20 protein-coding genes and 2 tRNA genes are annotated in these 21,099 nt (G+C 70.3%); 7 read left to right on the forward strand and 15 right to left on the reverse strand.

Going from position 1 to position 21,099, the window contains the following annotated elements; genetic code table 11:
• Positions 1–3 precede the first annotated feature (3 nt).
• The 3 genes from C8D87_RS34090 to yaaA all read right to left on the reverse strand — a co-directional run bounded on the left by C8D87_RS34090 (position 4) and on the right by yaaA (position 3,712).
• Positions 4–1,578: a DEAD/DEAH box helicase gene (locus C8D87_RS34090; RefSeq protein WP_112229838.1), complete on the reverse strand. Its 1,575-nt coding sequence runs from the start codon at positions 1,576–1,578 to the stop codon at positions 4–6.
• 234 nt (positions 1,579–1,812) lie between these two features.
• Positions 1,813–2,781, reverse strand: coding sequence for a serine protein kinase RIO (locus C8D87_RS34095; protein ID WP_407656872.1), 969 nt, complete (start codon positions 2,779–2,781; stop codon positions 1,813–1,815).
• A 202-nt stretch (positions 2,782–2,983) separates the two neighbouring features.
• The gene (gene yaaA / locus C8D87_RS34100; protein WP_112229840.1) at positions 2,984–3,712 is read right to left on the reverse strand and encodes a peroxide stress protein YaaA; all 729 of its coding nucleotides are present in this window, start codon (positions 3,710–3,712) and stop codon (positions 2,984–2,986) included.
• 60 nt (positions 3,713–3,772) lie between these two features.
• Here yaaA and C8D87_RS34105 point away from each other — a divergent pair, with 60 nt between their 5' ends.
• The 4 genes from C8D87_RS34105 to C8D87_RS34120 all read left to right on the forward strand — a co-directional run bounded on the left by C8D87_RS34105 (position 3,773) and on the right by C8D87_RS34120 (position 5,274).
• A complete protein-coding gene (locus tag C8D87_RS34105; RefSeq protein ID WP_112229842.1) occupies positions 3,773–4,120 on the forward strand; it encodes a hypothetical protein in 348 nt (115 codons plus the stop codon).
• On the forward strand, positions 4,042–5,109 hold the full coding sequence (locus C8D87_RS34110) for a hypothetical protein (RefSeq protein ID WP_112229844.1): 1,068 nt from the start codon (positions 4,042–4,044) through the stop codon (positions 5,107–5,109). The genes C8D87_RS34105 and C8D87_RS34110 overlap by 79 nt, the downstream gene beginning before the upstream one ends.
• A 16-nt stretch (positions 5,110–5,125) precedes the next feature.
• A tRNA-Pro gene (locus tag C8D87_RS34115) sits at positions 5,126–5,197 on the forward strand.
• Between the two features lie 6 nt (positions 5,198–5,203).
• A tRNA-Glu gene (locus C8D87_RS34120) sits at positions 5,204–5,274 on the forward strand.
• Between the two features lie 10 nt (positions 5,275–5,284).
• Here the strand turns inward: C8D87_RS34120 and C8D87_RS34125 are convergent.
• On the reverse strand, positions 5,285–6,040 hold the full coding sequence (locus C8D87_RS34125; RefSeq protein ID WP_112229846.1) for an SAM-dependent methyltransferase: 756 nt from the start codon (positions 6,038–6,040) through the stop codon (positions 5,285–5,287).
• A gap of 86 nt (positions 6,041–6,126) precedes the next feature.
• On the opposite strand from C8D87_RS34125, the gene C8D87_RS34130 reads away from it, so the two are divergent.
• On the forward strand, positions 6,127–7,083 hold the full coding sequence (locus tag C8D87_RS34130; RefSeq protein ID WP_170166686.1) for a GNAT family N-acetyltransferase: 957 nt from the start codon (positions 6,127–6,129) through the stop codon (positions 7,081–7,083).
• On the opposite strand, the gene C8D87_RS34135 is transcribed toward C8D87_RS34130, so the two are convergent.
• Positions 7,080–7,439 (reverse strand): VOC family protein, encoded by a 360-nt coding sequence (locus C8D87_RS34135; protein WP_109633871.1) that lies wholly within the window; start codon positions 7,437–7,439, stop codon positions 7,080–7,082. The genes C8D87_RS34130 and C8D87_RS34135 overlap by 4 nt on opposite strands.
• 137 nt (positions 7,440–7,576) lie before the next feature.
• Here C8D87_RS34135 and C8D87_RS34140 point away from each other — a divergent pair, with 137 nt between their 5' ends.
• Positions 7,577–9,319 (forward strand): proline--tRNA ligase, encoded by a 1,743-nt coding sequence (locus C8D87_RS34140; RefSeq protein ID WP_112229850.1) that lies wholly within the window; start codon positions 7,577–7,579, stop codon positions 9,317–9,319.
• A gap of 65 nt (positions 9,320–9,384) precedes the next feature.
• Positions 9,385–10,611 carry an MFS transporter gene (locus C8D87_RS34145; RefSeq protein ID WP_112229852.1) on the forward strand — a complete coding sequence of 409 codons (1,227 nt, stop codon included), beginning with the start codon at positions 9,385–9,387 and terminating at the stop codon, positions 10,609–10,611.
• On the opposite strand, the gene C8D87_RS34150 is transcribed toward C8D87_RS34145, so the two are convergent.
• The 10 genes from C8D87_RS34150 to cobO all read right to left on the reverse strand — a co-directional run bounded on the left by C8D87_RS34150 (position 10,524) and on the right by cobO (position 21,093).
• On the reverse strand, positions 10,524–11,429 hold the full coding sequence (locus C8D87_RS34150; protein WP_112229854.1) for an RICIN domain-containing protein: 906 nt from the start codon (positions 11,427–11,429) through the stop codon (positions 10,524–10,526). The two genes, C8D87_RS34145 and C8D87_RS34150, sit on opposite strands and share 88 nt — an antisense overlap.
• Positions 11,430–11,511: 82 nt before the next feature.
• The gene (gene cobA / locus C8D87_RS34155) at positions 11,512–12,720 is read right to left on the reverse strand and encodes a uroporphyrinogen-III C-methyltransferase (RefSeq protein WP_109633881.1); all 1,209 of its coding nucleotides are present in this window, start codon (positions 12,718–12,720) and stop codon (positions 11,512–11,514) included.
• Between the two features lie 51 nt (positions 12,721–12,771).
• A complete protein-coding gene (locus C8D87_RS34160) occupies positions 12,772–13,485 on the reverse strand; it encodes a PIG-L deacetylase family protein (protein WP_109635157.1) in 714 nt (237 codons plus the stop codon).
• Between the two features lie 108 nt (positions 13,486–13,593).
• Complete coding sequence (locus tag C8D87_RS34165; RefSeq protein ID WP_109633883.1) at positions 13,594–14,367, reverse strand: S1 family peptidase; 774 nt, start codon at positions 14,365–14,367, stop codon at positions 13,594–13,596.
• Between the two features lie 121 nt (positions 14,368–14,488).
• A complete protein-coding gene (locus C8D87_RS34170) occupies positions 14,489–15,850 on the reverse strand; it encodes a M36 family metallopeptidase (RefSeq protein WP_112229856.1) in 1,362 nt (453 codons plus the stop codon).
• Between the two features lie 100 nt (positions 15,851–15,950).
• Entirely contained in the window at positions 15,951–17,222 is a 1,272-nt protein-coding gene (locus C8D87_RS34175; protein WP_233442431.1) for a cobalamin biosynthesis protein, read from the reverse strand.
• Entirely contained in the window at positions 17,204–18,025 is an 822-nt protein-coding gene (locus C8D87_RS34180; RefSeq protein ID WP_146231444.1) for a hypothetical protein, read from the reverse strand. Before C8D87_RS34180 ends, C8D87_RS34175 begins: the two co-directional genes overlap by 19 nt.
• A complete protein-coding gene (locus C8D87_RS34185) occupies positions 18,025–19,077 on the reverse strand; it encodes a cobalt-precorrin-4/precorrin-4 C(11)-methyltransferase (protein ID WP_112229860.1) in 1,053 nt (350 codons plus the stop codon). Before C8D87_RS34185 ends, C8D87_RS34180 begins: the two co-directional genes overlap by 1 nt.
• A 28-nt stretch (positions 19,078–19,105) precedes the next feature.
• Complete coding sequence (locus C8D87_RS34190) at positions 19,106–20,482, reverse strand: cobyrinate a,c-diamide synthase (protein ID WP_112230077.1); 1,377 nt, start codon at positions 20,480–20,482, stop codon at positions 19,106–19,108.
• Entirely contained in the window at positions 20,479–21,093 is a 615-nt protein-coding gene (gene cobO, locus C8D87_RS34195; protein ID WP_109633893.1) for a cob(I)yrinic acid a,c-diamide adenosyltransferase, read from the reverse strand. The genes C8D87_RS34190 and cobO overlap by 4 nt, the downstream gene beginning before the upstream one ends.
• Positions 21,094–21,099 lie beyond the last annotated feature (6 nt).

Consider the following 21,099-nt stretch of genomic DNA (forward strand, 5'->3'; position numbering starts at 1 on the left):
GTGTCAGTGCTGCGGAGCCCGGCGCGGACGGCCGGTGCGCTCGGTCCGGCCGAAAGCACGGCCGCCCTCTGAGCGCTCCGAGCGGCGCGGGCCGCTGCGGAGCTCGCCGCTCTCACCGGAGGGACGACGCGGTCCACTGCGGAACTCGCCGCCCTCGGTACGACGGCCGGAGCCGCCGCGGTACTCACCGCGGCCACCGACGGCCGGGGCGCCGAAACGACGTCCGCCACCGCCACCGCGACGGGCCGGCTTCTCGCGCTCGATCACCGGCTCACCGCTCGGGGTGCGGGCACCCGTGATGCGGATCAGGTCGTCGTCGCCGGGGCGCACCTTCGTGCTCTCCGGGCGGATGCCCGCACGGGCGGCCATGCCCTGGACGGCGCGCCGCTGGTCGTGCGTGACCAGCGTGACGACCGTGCCGGACTGACCGGCGCGAGCCGTGCGGCCGGCGCGGTGCAGGTAGTCCTTCGGGTCGGCCGGCGGGTCGACGTGCACGACGAGCGAGACGTCGTCCACGTGGATGCCGCGGGCCGCCACATCGGTCGCGATGAGAACCGGCGTGGTGCCCTCGCGGAACTCGCCGAGCACGCGGGTGCGGGCGCTCTGCGCCTTGCCGCCGTGCAGGGCGCCCGCGTGGACGCCGACGGAACGGAGCTTCTTGGCGAGGCGGTCGACGTGGTGCTTGGTGCGCACGAACATGATCGTGCGGCCCTCGCGCGCGGCCACCTCGGTCACCACGTTCTGCTTGTCCTCAGCGGACACGAACAGCAGGTGGTGATCCATCGTCGTGACGCTCGCGGTGGCCGGGGCCACCGAGTGCGTCACCGGGTTGTGCAGGTACTGGCGGACCAGCTTGTCCACGTCGCCGTCGAGCGTCGCGGAGAACAGCAGGCGCTGGCCGTCCTGCGGGGTCAGGTCGAGGATCGCGCGAACCTGGGGCATGAAGCCCATGTCCGCCATCTGGTCGGCCTCGTCCAGCGCGGTGATCTCGACCTGGGACAGGTCGCAGGTGCCCTGACGCACGTGGTCGGACAGACGGCCAGGCGTGGCGATCAGCAGGTCGACGCCGCGGCGCAGGTGATCGATCTGGCGCGGGAACGACGTGCCGCCGACGACGACGCGGCACCACATGTTGAGCGCGCGGGCGTGCGGCATGAGCGCCGTCTCCACCTGCATCGCGAGCTCGCGGGTCGGAACCAGGATCAGGCCGCGGGGCTTGTGCGGCGTCGAGCGGCCGCCCGCGAGGCGGCTCAGCATGGCGAGGCCGAACGCCAGCGTCTTGCCGGAGCCCGTCTGGCCACGGCCGAGGATGTCCCGGCCCGACATCGCGTCGGGCAGGGTGGCGGCCTGAATGGGGAACGGTGCGGTGATTTCGTTGGCGACGAGCGACTTGATCAGCGCGTCTGCCAGGCCGAGCTCAGCGAACGAGGGCAGCGGGCCTTCCGGCAGCGTGCTCTCGAAGTGCTCGGCGACGATCGGCTCCTCGACCCGCGCCTGCGGACGGGAGTTGCCCTGGCGGCCCGAGCGGCGACGCGGCTTGCCGCGGCTGAAAGAGCGCTCGGAACGACCTTCGGACATTGATGGCAAAACAAACCTCCGGGACATGGCACGTCTCGAGGCTGCCCCGCGCGCTACCGCGGTGCCGATCACAAGGACGGGCCCGGCGTGAGGGTCACGCCGCTGATGAGTGGGTGGAAACACCGGTCAACGGCCGTCAAGCCTTCATCGGTGTACAGCACAGTCTAGCTGATCAATGGCCGTGCCTTGCGCGCCCGGCAGTGTCGTTGGACACGGCCGGGCGCGCAAGGTGGGTCACGCCATACCCGCGACGTCCAGCAGCGTCGCCACCAGCGCAGACGGGTCGGCGATCTCCGGCGGGAGGCCGCGCGAGGCGAACCAACCGCTGATGTTGCGGACGTCGCGGTCGAGGAACTCCACGCCGCGGGGGTTCGCGACGAGGTCGACCACCTGCGGCAGGTCGATCATGATCAGCCTGCCTTCGTGGACCATCAGGTTGAACGCGGACAGGTCGCCGTGCGTGAGACCCGCCTCGGCGAGCGTCATCAGCGTGGCGACCAGCTGGCGCCACAGGTCGAGCAGCTCGTCCTCGTCCGGACGCGCCTGCGCGAGCCGCGGTGCCGCGTTGCCCTCGTCGTCGCCGATGAACTCCAGCAGCAGCTCGGTGCCGCTGCGCTGCACCGGATACGGCACCGGCGCGCCGATCTGCCACAGCCTGGCGAGCGCGGCGAACTCCGCGACCGCCCACTGCTCCGCGATCAGGTTGCGCCCGAACGCGGTGCGGTTCTGGATGGCCCGCATCTCGCGGGACTTCTTCATCCGCCGGCCCTCCAGATATCCCGCGTCGCGGTGGAACATCCGGTGGTCGTTGCTGCGGTAGCGCTTGGCGGCGAGCAGGCACGCCTTCTCGCCCATCGCGCGTTCCAGCAGGAAGACGTCCGCTTCCTTGCCGGTCTTCACGATGCCCAGCTCGCGGTCGACCGCGGCCAGCTCGGTGACGAGCCAGTCCGGGTGCGGCCTGGGCCCCTGCTCGGCGTCGCCCCACGTGGACCAGCGGTCGCCGTCCTCGGGGGTGTCAGCCGTGCTGAGCTGGTCCTCGCGCAGTCGTGCGATCCGCAGCTTTTCTTCTTCTGTCATGCGGCCGCGACGCGTTGGCTCCGTGTCGTCGGCGTTGGCGCGCTTACCGCGCTTTCCCTTGCGCCGCATGGTGTCGGCGTCGTCAAAGGAGGATTCGAAACGCTCGTGAAGATCGTGCTCGCGCACGGTGGGGTCTCCCGGAAGGTGAAGGTGACCGCCCCACTGGCGCTCTGCGATCAAACGCTGCTGATCAGGCGCGAGGGGCGGGAGGACGGGTCGCGGTGCCACGTCCAAAGACAGGCTCGGACACGACGCACCTCCTTCGTTCCTTCTCGCCGCGTGTCGGCTCGCTGAAGCTTGCCCGCTCCCCTCGGGGGCCGCAACCGAATTAACCGGTGATCAGGTCAGCGGTCTTCTCGCCGGTCGGCACGATCGTGAGCCCGGCCTTCTGCGCGAGCTTGACCAGGCCTTTCAGGTCGCCCGGCTCGGTCTTGCTCGTCGCGATGGCACGGGCGAGCAGGCCCTTGTGCGCCTTGTTGAAGTGGCTGACGACCTTGCCGTCGCCGGTGACCACCCGGACGACGACGGCGTGCGGGATCCTCGCGAGGCTCGAGTACGCGCCGGAACGCAGGTCGACGACGAACTCGTCGGCCTCCCTGAGCACCGGCTCCAGCGCGGGCTTCCACACCGTGCGCAGGCTGCCGTGCGACGGGAGCGCGCTGCCGCCGGACAACCGGTACGCGGGCACCGGGTCACCGCCGCGGATCGCCCCGAACAACGCCGACGCGACCGCCAGCCGTTCGAAGGCCCGCTCCTGGTCGGCCTTCCTGAGCGACGGGAAGTCCAGGTTGTCGTAGAGCACGCCGGTGTAGCGCAGGAGTGCGGGCGTCGTCTCTGACGTGCGCAAAGCCGCGTTGCGGTGCACCTCGTCGACCTGGCGCTCCGAGATGTCGAGCGCCTTGAGGCTCGCCGGGACGTCCTTCGCGAGGTCGGCCAGCGCGGACACGAGCTTGTCGCGCACGGGGTTCAGCTCGGGGAAGGACAGCGCGTCGAGATCGAGCGGCGCACCCTCGCCGCCGATCGCCTTGGTCTCCGACGGGGGAAGCAGCACCAGCACGGTTGGCAAGCGTAGGGCAATGCGCGAAAACCGCTGGACCGGCGTGGTGCTCTGGAATGCGTGGACGCTTTGGACCGTCTCTACGACTCGCTCGACGCCCGGCTGCGCCCGGAGGACGTGGCCGTCCTCGTGCGGGAGGCGCTGCCCTCGTTGACGCGCCGCCAGCGCTCGGTGATCAACGAGGTGGCGGCGCACGCGAGCCGTTGGCACGGCTTCACCGGTATGAGCACCGACTACGCCCGCCCTGTGGGTGCCGCGCGGCAGGTCGCCGCGACGCGAGTCGTGTTCGGTGTGGACACCTGCCCGGTCGACGCCACGATCCCGTCTCCGTGCTGGAGTTCGCCTCGTTCGTCGGTGCCGAGATCAACTGGGACCTGGACCGCACCGACTTCCTCACCGACCGGCTGAACCGCGAGGCGCGCGCCGCCGCGGGCATCGAGCTGTCGAAGCGCCAGTACAACCGGCGCTTCCGGATGCTGCGCCGGCTCTCGGCGAAGGCGTCGAGGCTGGAGCGCGTACGTGAGCTGCGCCGCCTGACGCTCATCGCCTCGGCCGGATTCGTCGGCGCGATCGACCGCGACCGGTTCCGCGCGGATGCCGACGCCGCCTGCTTCGTCGCCTACTACACGGCACGGCGCAAGCTGCGTCGTGAGTTCTCGCTGACCGGCCGCGAGAACCCGTTCGACCAGGTCGCGGAGGCGTTGCTCGCGCGGTGCAGGGCTCGCGGCGACACCGACTGGGCGATGATCGCGCTGGCCTGCCCGGCCTGGGAGGTCCTGCGCCACCTGCGGCCGGACCAGCTCGGCGAGCTGCTCGGCCGGTGGTCGGCGGTGACCAGGTCGGTCGCGGGCCTGCTGGCCGGGCTCTGGCGTTCGTCCGAGATCGACAAGGCGACCATGGTCGTGCGCACCGGCGTGGACTCGTCCAGCTGGAACGCGCTGGCCGGCGCCTACAACGCCGCACGCAACGGCTGGATCGCCTGCCTGCACGCCGCGGGTGTGCCGGATCTGCTGGACCACGCGTGGCCGGGCAAGGTCATGCGCGTGATGGCCGCCGACCTCGCCTTCTGGCACCACGAGGCGGGCGGCGGCCTCCACCCGGACACCTCGGTGTGGTCGCGCCTGCCGTTGCCGTGGGAAGTGCTCGACGGCACGGCGGTCTGCACGCGCGCCGATGTGGAGGCGGCGTGCCGCGAGCACGGCGTCGACCCGGAACGCGCCGGATGGACCGCACCCCGCGCGCACGCCGCGATCGCGCGCTTCCGCCCCACCCCGGAGCTGGTGCACGGCGTGTCCGTGTCGGACCCGGTGTGGGCGATGGCGTTGCGGCACGCTCGGGTGTTCAGCGGCAAGCCCGTCCGCACCGGGGTATTCGGTGGACAGGACGCCGCCGGCTGAGCAGGATGCCCCTCGTTCGGCTGTAGTTCAGCGGTAGAACGCCCGGCTCGGGACCGGGTGGACGCCGGTTCGAGCCCGGCCGGCCGGACGCGTGGAACACGTAGCTCAGTGGTGGAGCCCCGGCTCTCATCCGGGAGGACGCCGGTTCGAGCCCGGCCGTGTTCTCCGTGGTGTCTCAGGAGGCCTGCAGCGTCAGGTACGCGAGGCCCAGCGTGCCGCGCCAGCCGCGCAAGCGGTGGGCGCGGTGCGTGTCGGCCTTCGTCCTGATCTCGTCCGCGTGCTCGGAGTCCGGGTTGTCGCGCAGCCAGCGTTCCCACGCCAGGGCGTGCCCGTTCTCGAACACGTCCCACTCGTCGAGGCTCGCCTGCTCCACCGCGAGCAGCCGGTAGCCGTGCTCGTGCGCGAGGTCCACCAGGCCGGCGAGCGAGCCGTACTGGTCGCGCGGGATCGGCATCGCGGCGAGCTGCTCGCCGGTCGGCTCACGCTCCCAGAAACCCTCACCCAGCAACAGCTTCCCGCCCGACCGCAGCAGCTGCTTCGCCGCCGTGAGCGCGTTCGCCGTGTGCTGCAACGGATCTCCACCCCACACCTGGCTGGCACCGTTGACGATGATCACATCGACCGGCCTGCCCGGTTGCCACTGGGCGACGTCGGCCACCTGCAGGCTGACCCGGTCGGCCAGGCCTCGCGCTGCGGCCGTGGCCCGGGCGTGCGCGATGGCGGTGGCGTCGAGGTCGACACCGGTGCCGGTGGCGGTGGGCGCGGCTTCGAGGGTCCGCAGCAGGAACTCCGCCCAGCCGCAGCCGACGTCGAGCACGTGTGCGTCGTCGAGCGGGTGCAGGCTGCGGATGAGACGCTCGGCCCGTTCCTCGGACAGCGGTCCGTGGAAGGTGAGGTCCTCGTGCAGTGGCGCGATCGCTGGTTTCGTCATCGCACGCAGGATGGCGTTGCCGCCCTGTTCCGGACAACGGCTTATTCAGTTGTTGGGGTCATCACCTCCCCGTAGCTTTCATTGACGTGGAACTCGTGTGGCGCGCGCTCACGACAGCGGACATCCCTGCGGTGGCCGCGCTCTACTGCGCCGTCGAGGCGGTCGACGACACCGGCGAGTTGCTGTCCGAAGAGGACTTCGCCGAGCGGTTCGACGAGACGGATCTGCCGGGCGGGTCGCTGGCCGTGCTCGTGGACGGCGCACTCGTGGCGTACGGCTTGGCCGTGCTGCGGGACAATCCCGTGAACACGCACCGCGTCCGGCTCGACGGGGCCGTGCACCCGGACTTCCGCCGCAAGGGCATCGGGCGGCAGCTGCTGCAGCGCCTCATCCTGTTGGCGCGCAAGCTGCACACCGCACGCCACCCGGCCATGCCCATGGTGGTGAACACCATGGTCGAGAGCCGCTGCGCAGGCCACGTCGCACTGTGCGCCGAGCTCGGCTTCACCGCGGACCGCTGCTTCAACGAGCTGGAGGTGGCACTGGGCGAGTCACTCGCCCAGGTCCCGATCCCGCCCGCCTACGAGATCGTGCCGTTCTCCGCTGCCCGCGACGAAGAGGTCCGCGAGGTGTGCAACGCGGCGTTCGCCGACCACTGGGGTTCGGTCGAGCGCAGCCCGGAGGAATGGGCGGCGTCGTTCACCAACAGCAAGCGGTTCGTTCCGGAGACCTCCTTCCTGGCGCTCGCAGAAGGCGCCGTGGCCGGTTTCGTGCTCTCGCGGCACTACCCGGTGGTCGAGGAGCTGACGGGCGTGCGCGAGCTGTGGATCGGGGACGTCGGCACCCTGCGGGAGCACCGCGGGCGTGGGGTGGCCTCCGCCCTGCTGAGCTGGACGCTGGCTCAGGCGAAGGGGCAGGGCTACCAGCGGGCGGGACTCTCCGTGGACTCGGCCAACCCGACCCGCGCGCTCGGCGTGTACGAGCGCGCGGGGTTCGAGCTGAAGCGGACCTGGATCGACTACGGCCTGCCGGTCTCGCTCTAGACCTCTTCGCCGTCCTGGGCGACGCAGAACTCGTTGCCGTCCGGGTCGGCCAGCACCGACCAGGTGAGCCCCGGCATGCTGTGCACCGCGATCTCGGTGGCCCCGAGCCCGACCAGCCTGGCCACCTCCGCCTTGCGGTCCGGCACGTGCGAGTCGAAGTGGACGCGGTTCTTGCCCGGCGTGGCGTCCGGCACCTGCTGGATGCCCAGCGCGGGGCCGTTCTCGGTGTTCGGAGCGAGGACGATGAACTCGCCCCAGTCGTTCTGGACGGTGGTGTTGAGCGCGGCCGTCCAGAACTCGGCGAGCTTGCGCGCGTCGCCGGTGTCGATGGTGATCATGGCAATCGTCAGGGACATGCTTCCGGACGCTACTCAGGGGGTCTGACAATTCCAGGTCCGCGCTGGTCAGAGCCCAACAAACCCACCGCCCGCGATTTCGTCGGCAGCGCAACCAGTACGCTGCCCCAACAGCCCGTGAACGAGGAGTACCCACCGTGATCACCAGGATGTCGTCGCTGTTCCTGCGAACCCTTCGCGAGGACCCGGCCGACGCCGAAGTGCCCAGCCACAAGCTGCTGGTGCGCGCCGGCTACGTCCGCCGCGTCGCGCCGGGCGGGTACTCCTGGCTGCCGCTGGGTCTGCGGGTGCTGCGCAACATCGAGGCCGTCGTCCGCGAGGAGATGGACGCGTTCGGCGCGCAGGAGATCCAGTTCCCCGCCCTGCTGCCCAAGGAGCCCTACGAGGCGACCAACCGGTGGGAGGAGTACGGCCCCAACATCTTCCGGCTCAAGGACCGCAAGGGCGCCGACTACCTGCTCGGCCCCACCCACGAGGAGCTGTTCACGCTCACCGTGAAGGGTGAGTACAGCTCGTACAAGGACTACCCGGTCACGCTGTACCAGATCCAGACCAAGTACCGCGACGAGGCGCGTCCCCGTGCGGGCATCCTGCGCGGCCGCGAGTTCCTGATGAAGGACTCGTACTCGTTCGACCTGACCGACGAGGGCCTGAGCAAGTCCTACCAGGACCACCGCGACGCCTACATCCGCATCTTCGACCGTCTCGGCCTGGAGTACGTGGTGGTGTCGGCGACGTCCGGCGCGATGGGCGGCTCCGCGTCCGAGGAGTTCCTGGCCGTCGCCGAGACGGGTGAGGACACCTTCGTCCGCAGCACCGAGTCGGGCTACGCGGCGAACGTCGAGGCCGTCACGACCCCCGCGCCCCCCGAGCAGCCGATCGACGACAAGCCCGCCGCCCAGGTGCACCACACGCCGAACACGCCCACCATCGAAACGCTGGTGGACTTCCTCAACGCGAACACCGACCGCAAGTTCACCGCGGCCGACACGTTGAAGAACGTTCTCGTGAAGCTCAAGCACCCCGGCAAGGACTGGGAACTGCTCGCCGTGGCCGTCCCCGGCGACCGCGAGGTGGACTTCAAGCGCCTCGAGGCGGCCTTCGAGCCCGCCGAGGTCGCGATGCTCGAGGAGTCGGACTTCGCCAAGAACCCGTTCCTGGTCAAGGGCTACATCGGCCCGGGAGCGATCCAGGCGAACGGCATCCGCTTCCTCGCCGACCCCCGCGTGGTGCGCGGCACGGCCTGGGTGACCGGCGCCGACAAGGCCGACCACCACGTCGTCGACCTCGTGGCAGGCCGCGACTTCACCCCCGACGGCGTCATCGACGTCGCCGAGGTCCGCGAGGGCGACCCGTCGCCCGACGGCAAGGGCGTCCTCGTCGCCGCGCGCGGCATCGAGATCGGCCACATCTTCCAGCTGGGCCGCAAGTACGCCAACGCGTTCTCGCTCGATGCCCTGGGCCCGGACTCCAAGCCCGTCCGCATCACCATGGGCTCGTACGGCATCGGCGTCTCGCGCCTGGTCGCGGCCATCGCCGAGCAGTCGCACGACGACCGCGGCCTGATCTGGCCCCGCAACGTCGCGCCTGCCGACGTCCACGTGGTCATCGCGGGCAAGGACGAGACGCTCGTGTCCGCCGGCGAGGACTTCGCGAAGCAGCTGAGCGCGCGCGGGCTGAAGGTGCTGCTGGACGACCGCAAGACTAGCCCCGGCGTGAAGTTCGCGGACGCCGAGCTCGTGGGCATCCCGACGATCCTGGTGATCGGCCGGGGGCTCGCCAACGGCGTCGTCGAGGTGAAGGACCGCAAGTCCGGAGACCGCGTCGAGGTGCCGGTGGCCGAGGCAGTCGACCACCTGGTTCAGGTCGTTCGCGGCTGATCCCTGTTTCGTCCGAACGCCCGGCCGAGTTTCCGGCCGGGCGTTCGTCGCGTCTAGGGTGCGGCATGGGGCGGAACTGGTACCTGCTGTGGAGCGGCAGCGCGATCTCGGCGCTCGGCGACGGCATCTTTCTCGCCGCACTCCCGCTGCTGGCCGCCACACTCACCCAGGACCCGAAACTGATCGCCGGGGTCAGCTTCTTCGGATCCCTGCCCTGGCTCCTCGCCTCACTCCCCGCGGGCACAGCCGCCGACCGCTACGACAGCCGTCGTCTCCTCCTCGCCGCCCTGTGGATCCAGTGCGCGCTCATGGCGGTCCTCGCCGCCTTCCACAGCGCGCACATCGCGTTCCTGTACGGCATGGCGTTCCTGATCGGCACCGCGGAGAACGTGCCGAGGGCGGTGGGGCAGCCGCTCATCAAGGCGACCGTCGAGAACCACCTGCTGGAGCGAGCCAACGGCAGGCTGTTCGCGTCGCAGGCGGTGGCATTGCAGTTCGTGGGGCCGCCGCTGGGCGGGTTGTTGTTCGCGATCGCGGTACCGGCACCGTTCTGGGTCAACGCGCTGACGTTCGCCACAGCAGCACTGCTGGTGACCAGGATGCGCACGAGCCGGCAACCTCGGCCGGCCAAGCCGAAGGTCGTCGAAGGCCTGCGGTGGTTGATGAAGCACAAGGCGCTGAGAACGGTCACGGTCGTGTCCGCGACCACGAACCTGTGCATCGCGATGACCATGGCGACGCTGGTGCTGTTCGCGCAGCAGAGGCTGGGGCTGACGAACGCCGGATTCGGGGCGTTTCTCGCCACGCTCGCGTGCGGTGGCGTCGCCGGTGGGCTCCTCGCCGAGCGGATGCTCGCCAGGTACCGCCACACCGTCGCGGTGACCGTGGTGCTGATTCCGTTGATGTGGCTGGGAATTGCGACGCTCGCCCGTGATCTGCCCACGGTTGCGGTGTTCGCGGTGGTCAGCTCGTTCTGCACCGCGGTGTGGGGTGTGGCCACGGCGGCGTTGCGGCAGCGGGCGGTGCCCACGAACCTGCTCGGACGCGTCAGCAGCGCGCAGACCCTGATCACCTGGGGTGTTCAGCCGGTCGGCGCGCTGCTGGGCGGACTGGTCGCTGACCACTTCGGGCTGCTGGCGCCGTGGTTCGTGGCCGTGGGGCTGCGAACCGCGGTCGGCGTGGTCAGCCTCAAGCCGCTACGCGATCACTTCACCGGCGCGGCCTTGAACGTCCACTTGGCCGCGTCCCCCGAGCAGGACGCCGCTGTCACCTTGCCCGAGGAATCGCGGTAGCACTTGGTGTTGTGCTGCATGTCCGAGATGGTCTTGTTCGGGTTGACGGACCACTGCTGGGCCGGGCCGCCGTCGCACTTGCGCAGCACGACCTTGCCCGACGACAGGGTGGTGCACAGCTGCGGTGAGCCCTGCTCCATGAAGGCACCGTGGAACTTGAACTGCTGCGGGGCGGAGCCGTTGCACACCGCCGTCGTCAGCTGCGAGCCGGAGGCGCCGCCCTGGAGGCACTTGCCGGTGGCGACGTTCTTGTACTCGCCGTTGGTGGTCTTCGGCTTGGCGCCGCCGTAGCACTCACCGGTCGCGGTGTTGAAGATCGGCGTCGGGTCGACGGTCAGGTTGGACGGCGGGTTGATGATGGTTTCCTCCATCACCGGCTTGCCGTCGGGGTGGTAGTTGGTCAGGGCGTCTTCGCAGTCGATGACGTTCATGGCGTTGCCGCCCTTGCCCCCGACCCAGGCGTCGAAGTGCCACAGGCGAGGGCCGCCGTTGGGGCCGTTGCCGTCCCAGTCCTGCTCGCAGGAGGAGCAGGAGTCCTCCATGATGAAGTACTTCTTCACGCGCGGGAAATAGATCTTCGTGCCCGGCTTGGCTTCCTTGCGGGACGTCGCGAACGTGATCGGGTCCGACCAGGTGCCCTTGCCGCCGGCGGTGTTGTGGATCTGCGGGTAGGCGATGTTGCCGCCGGGCGGTGTGTTGTCGTACCAGCCGTAGAAGGTCCAGAAGACCTGTTGGGATGCCGCGGTTGCCGGGGATGAAGCGAACAAACCGGACATGATCAGCAAAATGCCTGCCGCCACGGACAGGGCGCGTTTCATGCGTGCCTCCGCAAGAACCGGTGGACTGAGGCGGCGTGATTGCAGAGTCCACCGGTCGCGCGGCTTTTGTAAAGAAACTTATCTAACTATTTGCGGAAGCAAGGCCCGCGACTGGGCCCACGACGATGATCGCCGGCGGGCGGACCTCCCAGCGCTTCACGTCCTCGGCCAGCGAGTCCAAAGTGGACCGGAAGACGCGCTGGGCCGCCGTGCTGCCCTCCTGGATCACGGCGACGGGGGTCGAACCGGGGCGGCCTTCCATCAACGCCGTGGCGAACGCACCGGCCCGTTCGACGGCCATCATCAGCACGACGGTGCCCTGCAGGCGTGCGATCGCCGACCAGTCGACCAGCGAACGAGGGTCATCTGGGGCAACGTGACCCGAGACGACGACCACCTCGTGCGCCACGCCTCGGTGTGTCACCGGCACACCGGCCAGTGCGGGCACGCCGAACGCCGACGTCACGCCCGGCACGACGGTCACCGGGATGCCGGCCTCCGCGCACGCCAGGAGCTCCTCGAAGCCGCGGCCGAAGACGTACGGGTCGCCGCCCTTCAGCCGGACGACGAACTTGCCCTCCTTGGCGCGGTCGATCAGCGTCTGGTTGATGAACTCCTGCGTGGCCGCGCGGCCGTACGGGATCTTCGCCGCGTCGACCACCTCGACGTGTGCCGGCAGTTCCTCCAGCAGCTCGCGCGGTGCCAGGCGGTCGGCGACGACCACGTCCGCGTGGGCCAGCAAACGCTTGCCCTGCACGGTGATCAGTTCGGGGTCGCCGGGGCCGCCGCCGACCAGCGCCACGCCGACCGGCGGAGCTGCCTGGTCCGCGATCCGGCCGTCGCGCAGGGCCGCCACGAGCCCGTCGCGAACGGCGGCCGAACGACGGTGCTCGCCGCCCGCCAGCACACCGAGCACGAGGCCGTCGTGCGTGCCGACCGCCGGGGTCACGGCCGTGCCCTCGACGGCGATGTCCGCGCGCACGCAGAAGACGCGCTGAGCGAGCGCCTCCTCGCCGATCTGCGTGTTCACCTCGACGTTCGACGTGCAGGCCACCACGTACCACGCGCCCTCGACGTCACCGGGCTGGAAGCGCCGCTGGTGCCAGGTCAGCTCCCCCGCGTCGACCATGCCCTGGACTGCGGGTGTGACGGACGGCGACACGAGCTCGACGGCGGCGCCGCTGGCGATCAGGCGGGGCAGGCGGCGCTGAGCGACCGTGCCTCCGCCGACCACGAGGACGCGCCGGCCCCGCAGGTCGAGGCCGGCCAGGTAGTGCTGTTCAAAGGGCATGCGTAGAAGCATCCACACCGGACCGGCCGTGTCCAGCCGAAGGGAACATGCTCACAGCCGCAGCAACTCGAAAGAGGTGGCCAGCACGCCGCCGAACCGCTGCCCGACGGCCTCCGCGGCGCCGCGGAGGAACAGTTCCGGATCCGCCATGTCACCGCTCAGCGCAGCCAGATACGCCTTGTGCGCGCGTAGTGACGCCACCGAAGCGTCGAACGAGTCGGTGATGTCCACGGCGTGAGTCGACATCGGTGAGGACGCCGCCGCCACGTACTTGACGCCATTCCACGGCTCAAGGCCCAGGTCCTGGAAAACCCACCGGTTGCCCGCGTCCCGGACGGCGTCGACGGTCGCGCGGCCGACCGCGATGTGGTCCGCCATGTTCAGCGCGCCGCCCGGCCACGTCTCCCGGAAGTTGCCGGTGATCACGAACTCCGGCCGGTGCCGGCGGATGGCTGCCGCGATGTCGCGCCGCAACGGCACGCCGTACTCGATCACGCCGTCCGGGTGGTCCAGGAACTCGACGACGGAGACCCCCACCGCCGCGCACGACGCGATCTGCTCCTCGACCCGCAACGGCCCGGCGACCGACGGTTCCATCGAGTCGATGCCCGCCTCGCCACGGCACGCCAGCACGTACGCGATGTTCTTGCCCTGAGCGGTCCAACGCGCGATAGCGCCCGCACCGCCGTACTCCATGTCATCGGGATGAGCGACGACGACCAGCGCGCTCGACCAGTCTTCCGGCACAGCTTCCAGATCAGCCATGCCCAGCAGGATGCGCGTGACCTCGCACGCGCTGCAACCGACCTACCAGAACGGCCACCACACCGTCCGTTGCGGATCGGTGTGGTGGCCGTCGAAGGCTTGCCGGTGCTACAGCTGGGCGTTGATGACCGAGTAGTACGGGGCGATGCGGCCGTACACGCCGGGGTAGCCGGCCGCGGCACAACCGCGACCCCACGACGTGTCACCGATGAGCTTGCCACCGAACACCAGCGGGCCACCGGAGTCGCCCTGGCAGGTGTCCACGCCACCCTGCGGGAAGCCCGCGCACACCATGGAGGTGTTGCTGTACTGCGAGTACGCGGACTTGCAGGTCGCGTCCGAGGTCAGCGGCACGTTCGCCTTGAGCAGGTACCGGGAGGCCGAACCACCGGAGGACGTGGTGCCCCAGCCGAGGATCAGCGCGGAGTTGCCCGCGGCGTACAGCGCGGTGTCGGCGGGGGTGGCGAGCGGCAGGGTGGCCGAGCTGATGTTGCGGTCCAGCGTCAGCACGGCGACGTCGTAGCCGGCGGTCGCGGTGGTGTAGCTCGGGTGCACCCAGATGCGGGTCACGCTGGCCACGGTGCCCGCGGTGCTCTGCTTGTCGTCACGGCCGTGCACGACTCGCGTGCTGGCGGGCGTACGACCCTTCACGCAGTGAGCGGCGGTGACGACCTTGTTGGCCTTCACCAGCGTTCCGCCGCAGAACTGGGAGCCGGAGGTCGACGCCAGGTAGACGACCCAGGGATAGGTGGAGGTGCTGGCCCTCGTACCACCGACGATCATCGGTGAGACGTCGGCGCTGGCGGCCGGGGCAACGAAGAAGATGCTCGCGAGAGCGGAAACCACGACGGACACGATCAGGCGATGCAGGGTTTTCGCCATGTTGCCAGTCCTTCCGATGACGCTGTGTGTGCAGGGTGTACAGCGACGGCACACACAGCGTCACGGTCGTGGAATCAAACGCACAACCGCCACTAGTCGTTACGGGCGATTTGACATTTGACTACGAGATGCCGCGGGCCGTGAAGGCCGCCTGCACCACGGCCGCGTCCGCGTCGCCGTAGAGCTTCTTCGCCGCCGCGACGGTCGCCGCGGCGGCCGCCGAGAACGTGGTCGAGGGGGCGTACGAGAACTGCGACTCGAGGACGATCTTCGCGGCCTTGTCCCGGCCGAACGCCTTGAAGACGTCGAACAGCGCCCGCGACCAGATCTGGCCGTCGTGGTGCACGGAACCGTTGCGGTCCGCGTACTTCAGCTCGGTGTCGGTGCGACGCAGGCAGTGCGGGGTCCCAGGCGCGTAGGACACCGCGTCCCAGTCCGCGATGCACGCCAACGGGGTGGTCGCGGTGTCCTGGGAGTCGGCCGCGGACATGATCAACGCCCACCAGTCGCCGAAGCCCTCACCGATCGAGCGCGACTCGACGTTGGTGCCGTAGCCCGGCACCTGGGCGTCCTGAATGGCGTGGCCGAGCTCGTGCCACACCACCTCGACGTCCTCGGCGTCGTCCACGCCACCCGTGCCGAACGTGATCAGGTCCTTGCGCGGGTTGTAGTTCGAGTTGTCCGCCGTCAGACCGAGGGTCGTGATGTCCTGCTGCTCGTTGTTGACGTTGGTGAAACCGAGGCTCTGGATGTACTTCTGCGACTCGGTGACACCCCAGTAGGCACTGACCTGCTCGAAGAGGTCGTTGCTGCGGGTGTAGCTGAAGTCGTTGGTGCTGCTGAACGCCAGCTTGTTCTTGGTTCCCGTGATCTGGGCGTACGTGCCCTTCAGGTAGCCGGAACCGTCCAGGTCGGACAGTGTGACGGACCGGTAGGCCGCGCTGGGCACGGCCGAGTCCTCGTCGTTCCCGTCGACCAGGTTCTGGTTCTGCTGCGACGACACGGGGTTCGGGCTGAACACCTTGCCGGTTCCATCCGCGTGCACGAGAAGGCTCTCGCTGTGGACGACCGCTCCGGTCTCCGCGTGCACGAGCGTGCGTTCGGTCGTGTCGCCCGAGATCACCTCGTAGACGAGCCCCGTACCGGGCAGCACCGACAGCTTGGCGTCCTGCGGCGCCGCGACCTTGCGCTTCGCGTGGTCCGCGGTGACAGCGGGCGTGGCGTCGATCGTGCCGACCGCGATCCGGCCGTCGTCCACGGTCTTCACGCCGGTCGCCTTGTCGACGTGCTCGACGTAGTAGGCGCCCAGCACGGGTTTTCCGTCGTAGGTCTGCTCGTACCAGGTGTGCGTCGCGAGCAGGGAGTCGCGGACGGTGAGCAGACGCAGACCTTCCTTGGGCGCGGCGGCCTGGGCGTTGATCGCGAGCAGGGACAGGGCGACGCCTGCCGTGCAGGCCACCGCGACGAGACGACGGGATCTCATGCCGGTCTCCGATGCACTCGGGCCCGCAGGGTGGGCCGTGTGCCTGGCGACGCTAATTCGAGAGATCCTGAACCAAGACCCTACGAAAGGAGGAAATCTGTTACCGGTCCCGGACCCCGGGAACAACAACCACGTCGGCTTCGACCGGATCGTCCAGCGTCGGCCCGGCTCCGAACGCGACGAACGCGACCGCCGCACCACGGGCGGCCAGGTCGGACGCACCCTCGTGCCGGATCTCGGTACCGGAACGCAGCAGGGACGAGACCGCGTCGATCGCTTCCGGCGTGCCGACGACGAACGCCGCGCGCCTGATCTCCGCCTCCGCGCGCGGTGTGCGTTCCTCTGACGCACCCGGCCCGAGCCCGATCAGCGCGAGCCTGCCGCGCGGCAGCACCCGTGCCGCGGCCACCGTCACGTTGTCGCGCTTGAACTTCTCCGCCGCCAGCTCGATCGGGGCGCCGTGGCCCAGGATCTGCGCGCCGCGCAACGCCGCCGCTTCCGCCACGCTCGCGGTGCCCATCGAGTTGCGCACCACCGAACTCGGGTTCGGCACACCGATCTCGGCGAGCTCCTCGGTCGGGAACGTCAGCAGCTCGGCGGTGTCACCGTGCCAGAAACCCCAGTCCTCCACGGCGTCCACGATGCCGGGCTCGTCCGCTTTGGCTTCCGCGGTCGCGAAGGCCTTGATGGCACGCAGGTCCAGCCCGCCCTGCGCGTCCAGTTCCGCCAGCGCGGCACCGACGCTCGTGGCCGACGCTCCGCGCGTCGAGCCCACGCCGACGATGAGCGTGCGAGGCACGATCCGCAGCACGTTGTCCTTGGAAGCGGCGGCGCGGTCGTCAATGATGATCATCCACGTGGCGTCCTCGCCGGCCGGGACGACGTTGGACGGCAACGCGGGCAGCGGGAAGCCGAGCGGATTGCGCAGCACGACCTTCTCTCCCGCCTCGATGGCGGCGGCGCAGCCCTCGACGTTGCCGTCTGCGGTGGCGTCGAGCTGCTCGACGAGCTCGTCGAGCACCGAGTCGATCGACGGGCCGCCGGTCACGACGGGCGTGCGGTTGAGCAGGTCGGCGACGTGGTGGGCGAGCGCGTCGGCGTCACCGGCGAGCGCCACGACGAAGTGCTGGTCCACGCAGACCACGGCGGGGTCGGATCGCTTGTCCCGCAAGAGGGGCGCGATCAGGCGGACCGCGGAACCCGCGTCCAGGAAGAGGACGGCTCCGCCCAGGCGGGACCACAACCGTTGCACTGCGGGCTTGACCGAGCCGTCCGGGACGACCGCGTCCGCACCCAGCAGGCCTGCGAGGTCTGCGGCGTCGCCGCGCTGCGCCGCTCCCGCGAAGACACCGATCACTTCTTGCTTCCCCACAGCACCGTCACCGGAACGGCCGGAGCGAACCCCGAGTCGAGCAGGCGGGAGGCGGTCCAGTGCACGCCCTCCACCTCGTAGCCGGCGGCCTGCAACGCGTCACGGGCGGGCACGATCTCGTCCACGCTCTCGGTCACGACCACCACGCGCCGTGCGCTCACGGCCGCGCACGCCTTCACCTCGGCAAGCTGACCGCGGCCGACGAACACCGCGTCCGGGCGCGGCAACGAAGCCGTGTCCAGCTCGGCTTCCTCGACGCGCACGTCGACGCCGTGCGCAGACGCGTTCGCGATGATCCGCACGCACTGCACGGGATCCGGTTCGACCGCGAGCACGGCGGCACCCAGGCGTGCGCACTCCACGGCCACCGCGCCGGAACCGGCCAGCACGTCCCACACCAGGACACCGGGACGCGGGGCGAGCCTCGCCAGCACGAACGCGCGGACCTCGGCGCCGAGGACGTGCGAGCGGCTGGCGAACTCCTCGTCCGGCAGCGCCCAGCCGTCGCTGGAGGTGAGGAACTCGTTGTCCGCCAAGCACAACACTGCATCCGGCGCGGTCCAGCGCCTGGTCACCGCGTCACGCGGGTCCACAGTGGTCAGCTCGCCGGAGTCCGCCACCGTCAGCGTGCGGCGCCACCCCGCGAGGCCCGCGCCGATCTCGGCGGGGCCGATGCCGTCGGCGAGCTTGACGATCACGGCGGAACGGGCGCGGCACACGTTCAGCGCGGGGCGCAGGCCGTCCGCCGCGTCGACGATCTCGGCGGGACGGCCGGCTGCCTCCAGCAGCTTCTCCACTGTCATCAGCTAGTAGGCCTCTTGGGTTTGCGGGCGGCAGGCTTCTTCTTCGCGGGCGTGGAGGTGGAAGCGCGCACGGTCGTCGGCTTCGGCTTCTCCGCGGCGACGACCGTCAGCTTCGGCTTCGGCGCGGCCTCCTCGGCCGGCTTGCGCACGGACTGCTGTATTTCCTCGACCGCGGTCCACGCCGGGTTCGGCTCGGCGGCGGGGGTGGCGGCGGCGGGGATGGCGGCGGGGATGGCGGCGGGGACCGGTTCGTCGGTGCGCGTCGCGATGCGCGAGGCGGCGCGGCGCGACCAACGGGTCGGGCGGGCGGCACGGATCGGCTCGTCGACCGACGCCGCGGCCGAGGTGGAGACGCGCCGGGTGGGTGCCTTCACGGCCGCACCGACCAGGAACAACGTCGGGCGGTACAGCTTGTGCTGCTTCACCACCGACTCCAGCTCGCCGACCGTGGTGTGCACGACCAGCTCGTCGGCCTGGCTCACCTTGTACGCGACGACGACCGGCGTCTCGGCCGAGTAGCCGCCCTGCAGCAGCTTCTCGACGAACTGGCCGGTGCGCGCGCCCGAGACCGTCGCGGCCATCGTGGTCTGCAGCGCGGCGAACTCGGCGACCAGCTCGCTGCTCTCCGGCGAGACCAGGACGGCCGACGAGGCCTCGGTCAGCGTGATCTCGCGGCCGATCCTGGCGGCAGCGGCGGCGACGACGGACACGCCGGGCACCACCTCGACGTCCAGACCGAGCCGCACGCACAGGTCGTGCTGCTCCTGCACGCCACCACCGGTCGCGGCGTCACCCGCGTGCAGCCGGACGACCGCCTGACGCGACGCGGCGGCACGGCGGTACAGGTCCGTGATCTCGTCCTGCGTGACGCGGGAGAAGTCGACCAGCTCGGCGTCGGCGCGGGCGTGCTCGCGGACGCACTCGGCGTCGATCGCGCTGGGAGCCCAGATGACCACGTCGGCTTCCGCGATGCGGCGCGCGCCTCGGAGAGTGATGAGGTCGGCGGCGCCCGGACCGGCGCCGACGAAAGAAACCCGACCGGTCGTCGTCACGACAGCTCCACAGGGGTTTGACGAAGGCTTAGGCGAAGACCGTACCGCCTCCCGCCCGTGCCACGAACGGGTGGCAGGCCCGCACGAACCGGGCTACGGCTTCCGGATCACCTGCGGGGTGCGTGTGGAGGTACGAAGCGTGCACTCCCCCGGCCACGAAACCCTCCGTGACGGGCCGGGAGTCGACGCCGCGCCAGTGCCACGCGGGTGGCGTCGAGTGCGGTGTGGACAGCTGGGTCCGGTGGAACTCGTGGCCGGTCACGCGGCTGCCGGGCGGGTGCAGCGGCGAACTGGTGGACGCGACGGCGTCCCGGTAGCCCAGGGTCAGCTTCGGGGTCATGAACCCGTCGGCGTCGAGCACGCCGCACATCGGGTGCCCGTCGAGTGATCTCGCGAGGTAGAGCAGCCCGCCGCACTCGGCGTGGACCGGCGCGCCCGATCGAGCGAACCCGGCCACGGCCTCGCGCAACTTCGCGTTGGCGGACAACGCTTCCGCGTGCTGCTCCGGGAACCCGCCCGGCAGCACAAGACCTGCGGTTCCTTCCGGCAGATCCTCGTCGTTGAGCGGATCGACGACGGCCACGGCCGCACCTGCCGCTTTGAGCACCTCGACGTGTTCCGCGTAGCCGAACGTGAAGGCCGCTCCACCCGCGACCGCGATCAACGGCTCGCCGGTCACCGCTTCGACCTGCGGCTCCCACGCGGCCACGGCCATCGACGGCACAGACGACGCGAGCGCGCGCACTGCGTCCAGGTCGATGTGCTTGGCCACGGCGGCGGCGATCGCGTCGACGGCGGTGATCGCCTCCGGGCCGTGCTCCGCCGCCGTCACGAGCCCCAAGTGCCTGGAGGGCAAGGAGAACTGCGGATCGCGCGGCAGCACTCCGAGCACGTCGAGGCCGACCTCGTCACAGGCAGACCTGAGCACCTGCTCGTGCCGTTCCGACCCGACCTGGTTGAGGATCACGCCGCCGAGCCGGACCGTCGGGTCGTAGCCGCGGAAGCCGTGCAGCAGCGCCGCGAGCGACCGGCTCTGGCCCCGCGCGTCCACCACGAACAGCACCGGCGCGTTGATCAGCTTGGCGACGTGCGCGGTCGAGCCGACGCCAGCGGTGTCGACGCGGCCGTCGAACAGCCCCATGACGCCCTCGACCACGGCGATGTCGCACCCCTTGGCGCCGTGCGCGAACAGGCCGGGGATCCGGTGCTCGCCGACCAGGACCGGGTCGAGGTTGCGCCCCGGCCGCCCGGTGGCCAGCGAGTGGTAGCCGGGGTCGATGTAGTCGGGGCCGACCTTGAACGGAGCGACCCGCGACCCGGCGCGGCGCAACGCGGCCATGAGGCCCGTCGCGACGGTCGTCTTGCCACTGCCCGAGGCGGGAGCGGCGACGACCAGCCTGTTCACCACTCGATCCCCCGCTGGCCCTTCTGCCCGGCGTCCATCGGGTGCTTCACCTTGGTCATCTCGACCACGAGGTCGGCGGCGTCGACCAGCTGCTGCGGCGCGTACCGGCCGGTGATCACGACGTGCTGGTGGCCGGGGCGGTTGACCAGGGTGTTCACCACCTCGTCGACGTCGATCCAGCCCCAGTGCAGCGGATACGTGAACTCGTCGAGCACGTAGAAGCCGTGGCGTTCCGACTCGAGCCTGCGGGCGATCTCCTGCCAGCCCTCGAGCGCCGCGGCGGCGTGGTCGGACTCGGTGCCCTGCTTGCGGGACCAGGACCAGCCCTCGCCCATCTTGTGCCACTCGACGGCGCCGCCCTCACCGGTCTCGTCGTGCAGCCTGCCGAGCGCCTTGAACGCGGACTCCTCGCCGACCTTCCACTTGGCGGACTTCACGAACTGGAACACGCCGATGTCCCAGCCCTGGTTCCAGCCGCGCAACGCCATGCCGAACGCCGACGTCGACTTCCCCTTCATGTCACCGGTGTGCAGCATGAGCAACGGCCGGTTGCGACGCTGCCGCGTCGTCAGGCCGTCCTTCGGCACTTCGGTGGGCTGTCCCTGTGGCACTTGGGT

The organism is Lentzea atacamensis (assembly GCF_003269295.1).
GTDB lineage: Bacteria > Actinomycetota > Actinomycetes > Mycobacteriales > Pseudonocardiaceae > Lentzea > Lentzea atacamensis.

Bases quoted from the DNA above. Each gene is read 5' to 3' on its own strand.
- C8D87_RS34090 (WP_112229838.1), bottom strand. From the start codon at position 1,578: ATGTCCGAAGGTCGTTCCGAGCGCTCTTTCAGCCGCGGCAAGCCGCGT.
- C8D87_RS34125 (WP_112229846.1), bottom strand. From the start codon at position 6,040: ATGACGAAACCAGCGATCGCGCCACTGCACGAGGACCTCACCTTCCAC.
- C8D87_RS34135 (WP_109633871.1), bottom strand. From the start codon at position 7,439: ATGTCCCTGACGATTGCCATGATCACCATCGACACCGGCGACGCGCGC.
- C8D87_RS34145 (WP_112229852.1), top strand. From the start codon at position 9,385: ATGGGGCGGAACTGGTACCTGCTGTGGAGCGGCAGCGCGATCTCGGCG.
- C8D87_RS34150 (WP_112229854.1), bottom strand. From the start codon at position 11,429: ATGAAACGCGCCCTGTCCGTGGCGGCAGGCATTTTGCTGATCATGTCC.
- cobA (WP_109633881.1), bottom strand. From the start codon at position 12,720: ATGCCCTTTGAACAGCACTACCTGGCCGGCCTCGACCTGCGGGGCCGG.
- C8D87_RS34160 (WP_109635157.1), bottom strand. From the start codon at position 13,485: ATGGCTGATCTGGAAGCTGTGCCGGAAGACTGGTCGAGCGCGCTGGTC.
- C8D87_RS34165 (WP_109633883.1), bottom strand. From the start codon at position 14,367: ATGGCGAAAACCCTGCATCGCCTGATCGTGTCCGTCGTGGTTTCCGCT.
- C8D87_RS34170 (WP_112229856.1), bottom strand. From the start codon at position 15,850: ATGAGATCCCGTCGTCTCGTCGCGGTGGCCTGCACGGCAGGCGTCGCC.
- C8D87_RS34180 (WP_146231444.1), bottom strand. From the start codon at position 18,025: ATGACAGTGGAGAAGCTGCTGGAGGCAGCCGGCCGTCCCGCCGAGATC.